A 13300-nucleotide genomic window follows, 5' to 3' on the forward strand; every position below is an offset into this window, starting at 1 on the left:
TCTGATGGTCGCGCACGTCGCGCGCTGGCTGACCGGCCCGGACTTCCGCTGGCTGGTGCCGTACGCCGGACTCCTCGGCGCGGCCGTGCTGCTCCTCTGCGACATCGCGGGACGGCTCGTCGTGCGGCCGGCCGAGCTGCAGGCGGGCATCGTCATCGCACTCATCGGCGCACCGTTCTTCGCGGTGCTGGTCTGGCTCGGGAAGTTCAGGCAGGCATGACCACACAGATGCATCCCGGTGTCCGCGTCGGCGGCTGGTCCTGGGTCTGGCGGCCGTGGATCGTGCTCGTGACCGTGGTTCTGACCGCGATCACGTTCCTGGTGTTCTGCGTGTCGATCTCGGTCGGCGACTTCACGATCGAGCTGCCCGCCGTGATCAGGACGCTCTTCGGGCAGGGCGAGCGGGTCGACGAGTTCGTGATCATGGACCTGCGGATGCCGCGAGCACTCGTCGGCCTGATCGTGGGCTCCGCGCTGGGAATCTCCGGCGCACTCACCCAGTCGATCGCGCGCAACCCGTTGGCCAGCCCGGACGTTCTCGGCATCACCGGCGGTGCCAGCGCCACCGCCGTCTTCCTCGTCACGGCCAGCGGTGGCGCGGCGGTCACCAGCTCGATCGGACTTCCCGCCGCCGCGCTCACCGGTGGGCTCCTGACCGGTCTCCTCGTCTACTTCCTGGCGTGGCGAAGGGGCATCGACGGCTTCCGGCTGATCCTCATCGGCGTCTCGGTCAACGCGGTCATGCAGGCGCTCACGACGTGGCTGCTGGTGCTGGCGGACATCCGTGACGTCGCCCGAGCGCAGTCCTGGCTCGTCGGGTCGCTCGACGCGCGGTCGTGGACCGAGGTGTGGAACTCGTTGTGGATCACCCTCGCGCTGGTCGTGGTCGTGCTGGTGACCGCCTTCCAACTGCGCCCGATGCACTTCGGTGACGACGTCGCCGCCGGTCTCGGTGTCCGGTACACGGCCGTGCGAGCCGTACTGCTGTTGTGCGCTGTCCTGCTCGCCGGCGTGGCGGTCTCCGCTGCCGGTCCGGTGCCGTTCGTCGCCCTGGTCGCACCGCAGATCACCATGCGGCTGCTGCGTTCTCCCGTTCCGCCGCTGATCGCGTCAGGGCTGTTCGGCGCGCTGCTGCTGATCGGCTCGGACCTCATCGCACGGATCGTGCTGCCCAACGACATGCCCGTCGGCATCGTCACGGCGATCATCGGCGGGCCGTTCCTCGTCTACCTCCTGGTGCGCGCGAACGTGAAGCGCGCGGCCTGAGGCTGGTTCAGGTGACCGTGTCAGGCGACCAGCACGAGCCGCCCTTCGCACAGCACCGCGGGTTGTTGCACGCCGTCGCGTATCGGGTGCTCGGCAGCGTCACGGAAGCCGAAGACGTGGTGCAGGAGGCCTGGCTGCGGTGGAGTCGCGTCGACCCGGCCACCGTCGTGGACGCCGAAGCCTTCCTGGTCCGAGTGACCATCCGGCTGGCGATCGACCAGCTGCGCAGCGCCCGTGTGCGGCGTGAGTCCTACATCGGACCGTGGCTGCCTGAGCCCGTCCTCACCGGACCGGACCTCGCCGACGCCGATTCTGTCTCCACAGCGCTGCTGCTCGTCCTGGAGACGTTGTCTCCGTTGCAACGCGCGGTGTTCGTGCTGAACGAGGCGTTCGGGTACACGTACGCCGAGATCGCGCGGCTCGTAGAGCGTGAGGAGCCGGCGGTGCGCCAGCTTGCACACCGGGCGAGAAAGGCGGTGGAGAGCCGCCGACGTCGATATGACAGCGACCTCGTGACCCGTCAGCAGGTGACCGAGCGGTTCCTGGCCGCCTGTTCCGGCGGTGACATCGCCGCGCTGATCGACGTTCTGGCACCTGACGTGACGATGGTCAGCGACGGCGGCGGCCTCACCGGCGCGCCGCGCAAGCCCATCCACGGTTCGGACCTCGTGGCCCGGGCCATCGTCGTCCTCTCCCGGCAACAGCCGGTGGGCTCGACGGCCCAGGTGCTCCACCTCAACGGCGGCCCCGGTGTCGCGGTCCGCTTCGGCAGAACACCGGTGCTGGCAATGACATTGCACATGGTGGACGGTCTGGTTCAGACCATCCACGTCGTCAGCAACCCGCAGAAGCTGACTGCGCTGTGACCCAGAACACTCCATGTCACACATCGGAGTCACCGTCTCGTCCGTGAGAGCGACCGGTCGCTTTCACGGATACGGAGACTTCGATGTTCGCCCTCTATCTCACGGTGACGCTGCTCGCCTCAGCCCTCAACGGTTCGGCCGCCGTGGCAAACCTGATCGGCCACGAGTACCCGAAGACGGAGGCGGACCGCAATCGGATCCCCCGATCATGGGTGCGGCCGTTGGGAATGCTCCTGGGTGCAGGAGCGCTCGGCCTGCTGGCCGGGTTCGTCGTGCCGGTCGTGGGAACGCTCGCGGCAGCCGGTCTGGTCCTGTACTTCCTCTGCGCGCTGGGCGCGCATGTTCGGGCGGGCAATTTCCGGCTCGGCGCCTGGGCACTCTTCTTCGGACTCGCTCTGGCCGCGCTCGCCGTCAACCTCGCGTACCACCGGGGCGCATGACAGCCCTGGCGGAGGAGGTCAGCACTGGAGTCACGTCGGCGTCGGCCTACAACGTGTCTGGCAGCACGTGCGTGAATCGCGGTCAGTCGACCAATCTCAGCGGCGTAGTGCTCAGGACGCCCGCAAGGAGATCGTCGAGCAGGTTCGGGAGCTGAGCGGGCAGGAGCTTGTCCGTGCACTGGTGGAGTTCGGCTACCGACCACCAACGACGTTCGATCAGCCCGGCCTTCTCGTTCTCGGTGGGCTTGAGCGCGACTTTCGGTGCCGTATCTGTGGTGCGGCCGAGGAACACATGGTCCTCGCGGTGGTGGTCAAGCCCCTTGTAGTGAAAGCGAGATTCGCGGATCCACAGCCTGCGTCCCAGCGACGAAAGGACGAGCCCGGTCTCCTCCGCGACCTCGCGACGAGCAGCGTCTTCCAGCTGTTCGCCCTGGTCGAGGCCGCCGCCGGGCAGCTCCCACCAGTGATGGCCGCGGTCGAGCGGGTCGCAGGCGTGGATGAGCAGCACGCGGTCGTGGGCGTTGAGCAGCAGCACCCGAGCGCCGATGCGCGGGGTGGTGACGGTGGTGGACATCCGGCGGGCGTCCCTCGCGGTCGGCTGACTCGGCAGCAGCCGGCACGTGTGGTGCCGGAGTTCAGAACAGGGTCGGCTCCGGCTCATTGTGCGCGTCGACCGCCGTGGCAGGGCCCGACGTTAGCAGCGTCCTGTGCGCGGTCAGCGCCAACCTGACGGCGAGTCCTGAGTGATCAGCTCGTCGATCTGGATATCCGCCGACGGCAACGGTTGGGCGATGTCCTCAACGAGGACTACCACGCCGACTCACCTGCACGGAGGACATTCTCGACAAGCACAACGTCCGGGACGGGCGACCGCAGCTGGTCCACCGCAGTCGCCACGCCCCCGATCACTTGGTCTTGCTGGAGCTTCTGAGGTCCTTGAGAATCTGGTGCACAGCATCCTTCGCCTCGTCGTTCACCGGAATCTCGTAGACCGCGATCCGCACTTCCCACCGCCCGGCCACGCCGTGCACCGCGAACTTTCCGCTGTCCGCCGTGCTGGCCGTGCACGACTTGTCCGCCTCGTCCAAAACCCCGCTGGGGCACAGCCCGGCTGTCAGCTTCTCCGCGACTTCCTGGCTGGGGTGGGCGATGAGGGAAACAAGGAGCACATCACGACCATCCCGCACAGAGACCTTGCAGCTGTCAGCAGTTCCACCGTCGACTTGGGACACCTCAAGCCCCTGAGTGATGACCGCGACCGGCTCAGGCTTGACAAGATCGGGACAACCCGAGTTGACCTTGTCCGCAAAGTCCCGCGGGCACATCGACGCCGCATGCGGCGATGACCATGAGCGCGTGCACCGCGGCGGCACTTGCCAATGTGTTTTTCATTTGCCGTGACACTCCCGCAGCAGTTTCCCCGCCCCTTCACCCTTCAACACCGGCAGGATCTTGCGGACCGCCGCTGCCTGAGAATCCAAGGCTTTCACCATCGCGTGCAAAGTTCCCGCCGACCACACCACGTCTTGCACCGGACCAAGACCTGCACCAATGTACAGGCACGACAGCTCGGCCCTCGCGGTGAATCCGTCAACTTCTCCGTTGACCAACGTCAGCACGTATCGATCTCGCTGATCCAGCGCCACCCTGATGACAAGATTCGGCGCGTGGTAAGCGATTTCGCCATCGTGTTCTTCCGGCCCGAGAAATCCTTCCTGATCGACCAGAAAGCGAAACCGCTGCTTGACCTCGCTCCCAAATGCCCGAGCGACGGTTGCCGATCGCTTAGCGCCCACGTGTCACCACCCAGTACCCATCCCGCGCTTCGAAGGTATAGCCCCGATCCCGCAGATACTTCAGCTCACGCTGGTAAACGTTGCCGCCGCGATACAGCGGCGCAGAAGGGTCGGTGACCAGCCGGATCTCGCCGCCACTCTCGACTCAGAAAGGGACACCCTCCGAGTCAGAGGGCGTCCCCCTTCCGCACTTGCAAGTGGCCCCTAACCCCACGATGAGGTCGTACTCGCAGGAATCACGAACGAAGTCGCCAGCACCTGGTCGAAGATTACAACCAAGGCATCTGGCTGATACTTCAAACCTCCACCATCGGCTTCTCCAAGCGCAAATTACCACACTGCCAGCCCTGTCAGACTTGAGCCGATAAGACCAAGGCATTTCTGGACGCCCCTCGCAAGGAACGTGCCAGACAGGAACGACATCCACGAACGAACTGCCGATGAACTTCTGCCACCCCTCGTGACGGCTGACAACCACTCGACTTCCAACCAGGTCGGAACCACTCTCACCGAGCGGCCGGAACTCGATGGCCAAGCCCTCGTCCACCCCGTCCATGGCCCACGACAGGATCAGTCGTGCGCCACTGGACATCGCCAGCTCAACGGCAGTGTCGACCTCGTGAACGCGGTCATGCCTGTGCCCGTCAGGCCAGCTCTCCCCCTCTAGGGCCACGTACCGCACTTCCTGCACGGTTTCACGCGCGACGCTGTTCGCAAGCTCTGCCAACGCGCGCCCACCATCATGACGCGCAACCCACGGAAGAACAACCGACGTGTCAATACCGTCCAAAGTACTGGAAGTCACCGTTGGCATCGAACGTGGCACCATATCCTCGCCCGCCAGCAGAATCAGGCATTATATACCGAGTGCCGCCAGCGAAGTTCCCCGAGGTTACGGAGGAGGAAACAGTTCCCGGATTGGTAAAAATATCGTCCAGAAGGTTCTGCCCGGCTGAGTCCAGCTTCTTCCCCGGAACCACATCGAGGTCCCCGCGATCCATGTGCTTCTGGCACTCCCGACCCGCCCGAGTCTTCTTTCCCTTGTCGGGACGCATTCCGCTCTTGGACATTGCGTCCAGATCCACTCCACACGGCCCTGTGTTGTGGACGAGGACCGATGTGCTGCCTGCCACGACGTAGTAGGTGTGGATGTCGTCGACGGCGAGGTTGTGCACGCGTTTGATTGCGGTGCGCTTCTTGATCGCGGTGATCTGGACCGATGTGCCGGCCGAGGTCCGCAACACTGAACCGGTGCGCAAGTCCTTAGCGTCCGCCCAGCGGTTCTCGTCGGGCAGCCAGAACGGGTGCCGATCCGTCGCGACGATCTTGCCCGCGCCGTCGACCTCGATCTCGACGAGGAACTTGACATCCTCGCCGATGATCGTCGCGGTCACCTCGCGTACACCCGACTCGCCCGTTTCCGGGTCTGTCGCAAGCACCTGATCGCCGAGCCTGACCTCGTCGATGCGCTTGGTCGAGCCGTCCGCCATCAACACCCGTGTGTCACCGGTGAAGCTGTTGCCGGGTTCACAACCGCGCCCAACAACATTGGCGGCCTTCCCCAGCCAGCCAGCACGCGACGACGCGGCAGCAGATCGGCCCCCGCTTCATCTCCTCCGCGGTGGGCAGCCGATGGCCGTAGATGATCGGCTGGTTCGAGCCGTCACCGGTGCCGGACTGCCACTGCCACTGGAAATAACCGGATCCCACCGGCCCGCACAGACCGTTGGGCCCTCAACGGCGCCCTCAGCCCGACCGACGACGACACCGACGACTCACCTGCCACAGCAGCCGTCCGCTGACGTTGCCGTCAGACACCCAAGAAGCCCCGCCGGAATCAGAATCCGGCGGGGCCCCAGAATTTACCTGATTTCGGGATGAGTTCTAATCCAGGAAATCAAGGACGCCGGGCTCCGCACGATCAAGACTGCAGGCGACGAAGGTCACTCGCACCCGCGATCACGAGTCGCCGGAGTCACCTACAACTTGACGCCAGACTCTTTCAAAGTCCGCTCCTTCAATGAGCGACGGAGAAAACTCTTCCTGCTCGGCAATCTCCTCCAGACTCGGAAGCGGACTTTCCCCGAGCATAGTCGTTCCCGAAGATGACTCACCGTCCGCGAAATCCCGACGTCCGTCCCGATAGATCTCCACCTTGCGGGTCTCGTACCCCGCATCGTCGAGCTCGCTGTACAGCTCGATCGGCTCATCAGGCAGGTCGTGGCTCCACAACACCTTAAGGTATCGCATCTCAGTTCGCTCCGTAACCAATTATTCGCCCGTTCAGATCCAACGGCCCTTGATTGGGGATCACATAGACGTTGCCTCTTCCCTTGACGACATTCAATCCCCTGACGTCAATCTCGACATAGTTAGTGAACCGTCGCCCAGAGAATGGATGCCCAAGGAAACATCGCGACAACTGGCCGCATGTCTTGGTTCCGGGAGCGATATCAGAGAGATACTGCCCGTCGCCGTAGCGCGCATCCTTCGGACTCGCCTCCTTGGTTGAGGCATTCAATTTCCTGCTTCCCACGATCCCATTCATACCCGCTTCATCGGTGTAATGAATGAGAGTTGCGGGAGGGCAGCCGCCAGAATTGTGAACGAGAACCGGCTTCTGCCCAGCAAGTACATAGTACGTATGGATGTCGTCTACGGTCAGGTTGTGCACGCGCTTGATCTCGACCCGCTTCGCGATCGCGGTGACCTGCACGCGTGTGCCGGTGGAGGTTTGCAACGTCGAACCAGCACGCAGATCTTTGGCGTCCGACCAGCGGTTCTGGTCCGGCAGCCAGAACGGGTGCTTGTCCGTCGTGACGATCTTGCCCGCGCCGTCGACCTCGATCTCGACGAGGAACTTGACATCCTCGCCGATGATCGTCGCGGTCACCTCGCGTACACCCGACTCGCCCGTTTCCGGGTCTGTCGCAAGCACCTGATCGCCGAGCCTGACCTCGTCGATGCGCTTGGTCGAACCATCCGCCATCAACACCCGTGTGTCACCGGTGAAGCTGTTGCCGGGTTCACAACCGCGCCCAACAACATTGGCGGCCTTCCCCAACCACCCAGCACGCGACGACGCGGCTGCTCCCCGCAACGCCGACCCACCCGCGGCACCGGCGGCGAGCCCGACCGCGTCGATCACCGTGAACACGGCATCCCAGCCGTTCGCCGGCTGGTTGCCCACCGTGTAGGACCACTCGCAGAACCCCGCACCGGGGTTGCTGCTGCGGCAGACGTACGTTGCCCAGTTCGCCACAGCCTGCGCGTACGACTCGCCCGGCCTCATCATGACCGGCGCCCCGAAGATCGGCCCCCGCTTCATCTCCTCGGCGGTGGGGAGCCGATGGCCGTAGATGATCGGCTGGTTCGAGCCGTCACCGGTGCCGGACTGCCACTGCCACTGCTGCTGAAAATCCTGCTGGGAGTAACCGGATCCCTCCGGCCCGCACAGACCGTTGGGCGAGTAACCACACCCGACGTACTTGCCCGCCTCTGTGCTCTCGCGTTTTCCCGTCTTGGAATAGAAGTCGCAGGAGTCGCAGTACAGGCCGGTCGGGTCGCTGAACGTGACCGGGCTGTTGTTCGCGTAGACATACGCGTTCCACTGCCGCGGATCCGCAAGGTCCATCACCGGGTCCACCGATATGAACCGACCCAGCTTCGGGTCGTACTCACGAGCACCGACGTGCGTGAGCCCTGTGTTGTCGAGCGTGCCGCCGACGAAGCCCTTGTCCAGGCGAGCCGGCCACGTTCCGGTGTTGCCGCGGACCTCGCCGAACGGAAGGGTGCGGCGGGTGCTTACGGTCTGGCTCAGGGCGTTGATCGTGTTCTGCGCGGTGCCGTGCTGATCGGACGACATCCACGTCAGACCCGTCGACGTCCGCATCGCGATGGACTGGCCGGCGTGGGTGTAGTACCGGGTGCCGACCTTCGTCCCGGATGACGCCGTGTAGCGCAGCTCCTGACCGGGCAGGTACAACGTCCGACCGTCCGGGTCACGCCGGACCAGCCGGTTGCCGTCCGCGTCGTAGACGTACGACGACTGCCCCGTCTCATCAGCGGTGGTAGCAACGCGTCCTTCGCGATCCCACGTCATCGTCTGTGTGGTACCGCCCTGTGAGGGGCGGGTGAGCGTGTTGCCGGTCTCGTCGTAGGTGTAGAGCGCCTGGCGGCTGCCTGCGTTGTCCGTCGTCACCGTCTTGGCGATGGAGTGCTTGCCCGGCGTGGGGAAGTACTCAGTCGTGCGGTCGCCGGCACTGGTGCCGTGTTCCACCAGCTTCGTGCGGTCGCCGGCGACGTTGTGGCTGTAGGACTGCCAGTACTTCGACGGTCCACCGAGCCCCGCGACGGTCGGGTCTGCCGCACAGTCGCCCGAGCCCGGGGTCCACGCCTCGGTCAGGCGGCGCAGATGATCGGTGCGGAAGCACTGCGCGTCGGAGCTGACCGAGTCCGAGACGCGGGTGACGTTGCCCGCCCAGTCATGGCTGTACGACACGTTCGCGACGTCGGACGGACCGGTCAGCTTTGTCGTCCAGATTTGGGTGAGGCGGCGGGTGAAGTCGTCGTAGTCACGCAGGATGTTGACCGGGTTGGCGCTGACGCCGTTGCGCAGTTCGTACGTCGCCAGCTCACCGAACGGCGTGTAGGTGGTCGAGGTGACGAGACCAGTCAGCGGCGAGGCTCCGTAGCCGGAGAGCTGGTGCTTGGGCAGGCCCAGCGCGTCGTACTCGTACTGCAGCGTTTCGACCTTGAGATCGCCCACCGCCGGGATGCGTGTGGTCAAGAGCTGACCGTCGCCGTTGTAGCTGTACACGTAGTTGTAGGTGCCGCCCAGGCCTGTTTCCCCTGCCGGGATCGTGATGTCCGTTGACGTGGGTAGCAGGTCCTGCGGCCGCATGCGCTTGTGTTCGGTGACGTAGTCGCCGAGTTCGCCGTGACGCACCGACTTCACCTGTGCGCCCTTGATCGAGATGCCGCTGGAGAGCAGGTCGTAGAACCACTCCAGGCGCGCCGCACCGGTCGGGGAGTCGTCGCGAGTGCTCGTCTTTCGACCCAGCGCGTCGTAGGTGTACGCGATGACCTTGCCGCGTGCATCCTTTGTGGACACAAGCTGGTCCGCGTCGTCGTAGGACGACTCGGTCCTGCCCTTGTCCGGGTCGACCGCGACGATCTGACGACCACGAGTGTCGTAGGAGTACTGCCACTTCTTGCCGGACGGGTGCGTGACCTCGGTCAGCTGCCCTTTGCGGTCGTAGGTGTACTTGGTCGCGTCGAAGCCGGTCGCGGCACCCGCGACCACGCCCGAGTGGTACTGGCGCAACTCCGACTTGCGGCCCTGAGCGTCGACCAGCGTCGACGACACGACACCACCGGCAGGCGGCGTGCTGTCCGTGCGGTCGCCCGCGTGATAGGTGGTGGTGCGGAACAGCTCGTCACCGCCGGGGCTGGCGACGGGCACGTTCTTCTTGAGCACCTGGGCGATCTCACGACCCGCACCGTCGTACGTCGTCACCATCGCCGTCGGAATCGTGTCACTCGGCACGAACAGGTCGTTGCCGGAAATGACGTTCGCGCTGTAGGCGTTGTTCGTCCGCTTGGCGCGGCCTGCCGAGTCGTAGTGGGTGTCCGTGATGACTGTGCTCGACGTACTGCCTGTCCCGTCCGGTTGCTGCGTCTGACGCGGCCGCAACAATCCGTCGAACAGCACTCGTGAGGTGACGTACTGGCCGCTGGTCATCACGCTCGTCGCGACGACCGCGGGTCCGTCGGTCCGCTCCAGGTAGGAGAACTTCTTGTAGGCGAGCCGGTTCGTCTTTTCCTGACCGGGCTTCCAGACCGCCGTCGTGCGGCCCAGTCCGTCGTACTCGATGAACGCCTTCTGCTGGTTGGGGTCCGTGGTGGACACCGGTGAGCCCCATGCGGGTTCCACTGTGGTCGTGGTGGCCCAGCCCAGCGTGTTGGTCGTGGTGATCTGGGTGACCGGTCCGCCTGCGGCAGGCGTGTACGCCGTGGACGTGGTTCCCTTGAGATCGGTCAGCTTCGTGACCCTGCCGTAAGCGTCGCGCTCGGTCGACGACTCGGTCAGGTAGGCCGCGGTGCCGTTGACGTAGGACTTGAGGGTCTCGGACTTGGTCGGGTCGCCCTTGGTCGGCGCGACGCCGTGCGCTTGACCGTCGTAGTAGGTCTTGAGGTCTCCGGCGAAGTCGGCATCCTGCAGGCCTGTTCCCGCGTTGGCCTCCGCACAACCGACAACGAAGTCGCGCTTGCGCGACACCTTGCCGATCACCCAATCCGACGTGTTGTGCGCGTAGTCGATCAGGATGCACTTCTCGTCACCGGTGACCGCATCGTCGCCGCGGTCCTCGGTCTGCCTTGCCAGACCGTAGGTCTGGTCGAACTCCGTGACCTGACTGGTCGTGCGGAAACCTCGGCCGCTGTCCAGCGCGATGCGCGTGTGCTTACTGGCGGACTGGACGTACCGGGCGTGGACCGTGACGCCGTTGATCGTGCGGCTGGCTGTCGGCTCCGACTGCCACGGCCCGTTGACGGTCGCAGACACTTCGGCGCCGCCAGGACCGTTGTAGATGATCTCCTCGCGCATCATGCCCGCGAACGCATCCTCGTCGTTCACCGCCGCAACGTCACCCACTGCGATCGCCGACATCTGTACGTTCCGCGTGCCCGAAGGCAGCTTGTCGCCGTGCATGCCTCGGAAGTAGCGCCGCTCGGTCAGCGTCTGCTCATCGGGATCGCCCAGACGCGTCTTGACCGCGCCGTAGCCGCGCCACACCGACCACGTCTTGTCCTCGGCTTTGACGAAGCCGTCGTCATCGGAGTAGTGCCACGCCGGATCTCCGACGTACTCGTACTGGGTGAGCACGCGCACCGAGCCCCCGGTCAGGTCCGACTCGGTCATGCTCTTCACGACGTACTTGTGGAAGTAGTCCCAGATCGGGGCCGTGTTGCCCGGAGGCGTCCAGCGCACCGGGTAGCAACGCAGATTGTTGTCCTGCAACGCGTTCGGGTTCGGCATCCGCGAACCCGGCACGCAGTCCAGGTCGGAGTAGGTGACGTCGATCTGGCCACCGCTCTCGGTGAAGATCGTCTTGAGACGCCACCACTTCATCGCCGCCAGCTGGTCGGAGTGCGTGTCGACGCGGTTGCTGAGCTGGATGCCCAGGAAACGTACGTCCGGCACGGTGGTCTGCTGTCCCACCAGTCCGGCACGCGAGATCTTGTCCAGCCACAGGCCGGCACGGGTGCCATCGCCCGGATCCGGGAACGAGTGGGTCAGCGTCCACTTCTCCACGGCGTTCCCGCCGACCTTGGTCGTCACCGAGGCCAGGCGCTTGGTTCCCCAGAACGTCGGAGAGCTGTAGAGGCATGTGCTCCCCGCACATTCCTGGTCCCACGGCACATCCGGCCAGTGCTGGGCGTCCTTCGTGCCACAGTCGGCGAGGCAGCGGTCCGCCGGCTCGAGGACCACCTGCATCGGCGCGGCCTCAGTGCGATCGGTGCGAGTGCCGTAGTCGATCTGCTTGAGCACCGACGCCCGGTCGTACTCCGCCAGATCGGTCCTGGAGTTGTTGCGCCCGTACTTGTTGGTTTCCTTGTCATAGCTGTACGTCATGGTGTTGCCATGGGTGTCCACGACGTACTCGAGGTTCCATCGCCACGGCTGTGAACAGAACGAGTCCTTGAACAACGCCGCAGCACACGGCTCACCCGCGTGGTTACCCGCGACCGGCACGTTCAGCACCGACTGCGCGCCACGACCGAACCAGTGCTGTGTGCCGTCAGGCGCCGTCACGACCCAGTGCTCACCGTTGCGCGCACCATTGTCCGCACCAGTGCGGAACTCCACGCGCGTGCCGTCGTCATTGCGCAGCCGCCAGCGGTTCGACGGCGCTGCTTCCTTGATCAGCTCACCGCCGTGCCCCGTCATCGACAGCGTCGCGTTCTCGTTGCGCCAGCACAGATCACCGGTCTCGACGGTGTTGCGGGCGCCATCGGCCATGTCACCGGAGCAGCCGACGTACTTGCGCTCGATGAAGTTCACACCGAGGTCGAAACCTTCACCGATCCACGACGGCTGGTTGTTCGACGCCGCCATCCGCCCGTCCACGCTTGCCGACGAGTACCCCAGCGTGAGCGACGGCGCAGGACCGTTCAGCGACGGCGGCATCCGCAACGGGTAGTTCCAGCTGAACCCACCCGTGTTCGACCCTGCCGACCACGTCGCCGACGGCGACAGGCTCGTCGCCTTGAAGCTCCCCGAACCACTGGACGTACCCGCTGTCAGCGCCATGAACGTCGCCGCGGCGGGACTCGCCTGCGTCGCCGTCACCTTGCTCTTGGCTGTGTCGTTGCGCGACCCGACCGGTTTCGCCGCGCACTCCGGCTTGTCCGGTGTGGTCAACGCGCACTCGGGCAGCTCGACGAGCCGCAAGCGGGAAGCCCAGTCAGCACCGTAGGCCCAGCGGAACGACGAGTAGTCGACCTCGACCTTCGCTGAACCACCGGAAACCTTGAACAGCAGGCCTTCCACACCCGCCTTGCGGGTCTTCTCCCGGTCGAACGTCTCAATCTTGATCTTGGGTTTGGTGGCACGCCCCGTGGCAGCGGCGTCGGCCGCCGCCACGGTCAGCGGGGTGTCGGCGACCTTCGCCGCCGACGCTCCGAGATCGACCTCGGCAACCCACGCCTTGGGCCACACCGGTGCGCTGCCGGTGAACGCCTTGCCGGTGCGGACATCCTCGTTCTTCGAGGCACCCGTCATCTTTCCGGCGACCACACGCTCTTTCGCCGGTGCAGGCGGTTTGTAGGGCGCCGCAACCACCGACGGAGGCGTCGCAGTGAGAACAGTGGTCACCAGCGACGCCACCAGCGCGACGACCAGGCCACGTCTAGGAAGGGCTGTGGGCAT

At 65.1% G+C, this 13300-nt stretch carries 11 protein-coding genes; 4 read left to right on the top strand and 7 right to left on the bottom strand.

All coding sequences use genetic code 11. The features are described 5' to 3' along the window. The 4 genes from FXN61_RS16780 to FXN61_RS16795 all read left to right on the top strand — a co-directional run. Window positions 1–220: iron chelate uptake ABC transporter family permease subunit (locus FXN61_RS16780; protein ID WP_167974978.1), on the top strand; the 220-nt coding region annotated here is incomplete at its 5' end. Next, window positions 217–1266: a FecCD family ABC transporter permease gene (locus FXN61_RS16785; RefSeq protein ID WP_223165471.1), complete on the top strand. Its 1050-nt coding sequence runs from the start codon at window positions 217–219 to the stop codon at window positions 1264–1266. The genes FXN61_RS16780 and FXN61_RS16785, both read left to right, overlap by 4 nt. Before the next feature lie 11 nt (window positions 1267–1277). Beyond that, complete coding sequence (gene sigJ, locus FXN61_RS16790; protein ID WP_312877792.1) at window positions 1278–2132, top strand: RNA polymerase sigma factor SigJ; 855 nt, start codon at window positions 1278–1280, stop codon at window positions 2130–2132. Between the two features lie 83 nt (window positions 2133–2215). Further along, window positions 2216–2572, top strand: a complete 357-nt coding sequence (locus FXN61_RS16795; protein WP_167974980.1) for a DoxX family protein — start codon at window positions 2216–2218, stop codon at window positions 2570–2572. 82 nt (window positions 2573–2654) lie between these two features. On the opposite strand, the gene FXN61_RS16800 is transcribed toward FXN61_RS16795, so the two are convergent. The 7 genes from FXN61_RS16800 to FXN61_RS16830 form a co-directional block, all read right to left on the bottom strand. Beyond that, the gene (locus FXN61_RS16800; protein WP_167974982.1) at window positions 2655–3146 is read right to left on the bottom strand and encodes an NUDIX hydrolase; all 492 of its coding nucleotides are present in this window, start codon (window positions 3144–3146) and stop codon (window positions 2655–2657) included. Window positions 3147–3477: 331 nt separating this feature from the next. Next, window positions 3478–3741: a hypothetical protein gene (locus FXN61_RS16805; RefSeq protein WP_167974984.1), complete on the bottom strand. Its 264-nt coding sequence runs from the start codon at window positions 3739–3741 to the stop codon at window positions 3478–3480. A 219-nt stretch (window positions 3742–3960) separates the two neighbouring features. Then, the gene (locus FXN61_RS16810; RefSeq protein ID WP_167974988.1) at window positions 3961–4368 is read right to left on the bottom strand and encodes a hypothetical protein; all 408 of its coding nucleotides are present in this window, start codon (window positions 4366–4368) and stop codon (window positions 3961–3963) included. 776 nt (window positions 4369–5144) lie between these two features. Then, window positions 5145–5933, bottom strand: coding sequence for a polymorphic toxin-type HINT domain-containing protein (locus tag FXN61_RS16815; RefSeq protein ID WP_281360494.1), 789 nt, complete (start codon window positions 5931–5933; stop codon window positions 5145–5147). Beyond that, window positions 5896–6078 carry a hypothetical protein gene (locus FXN61_RS16820; protein ID WP_167974991.1) on the bottom strand — a complete coding sequence of 61 codons (183 nt, stop codon included), beginning with the start codon at window positions 6076–6078 and terminating at the stop codon, window positions 5896–5898. The genes FXN61_RS16815 and FXN61_RS16820 overlap by 38 nt, the downstream gene beginning before the upstream one ends. Window positions 6079–6327: 249 nt before the next feature. Then, window positions 6328–6618, bottom strand: coding sequence for a DUF6881 domain-containing protein (locus FXN61_RS16825; RefSeq protein ID WP_167974994.1), 291 nt, complete (start codon window positions 6616–6618; stop codon window positions 6328–6330). A 1-nt stretch (window position 6619) separates the two neighbouring features. Then, window positions 6620–13300: an HYD1 signature containing ADP-ribosyltransferase family protein gene (locus tag FXN61_RS16830; protein ID WP_167974996.1), complete on the bottom strand. Its 6681-nt coding sequence runs from the start codon at window positions 13298–13300 to the stop codon at window positions 6620–6622.

The organism is Lentzea indica (genome assembly GCF_012184385.1).
Classification (GTDB): Bacteria; Actinomycetota; Actinomycetes; order Mycobacteriales; family Pseudonocardiaceae; genus Lentzea; species Lentzea indica.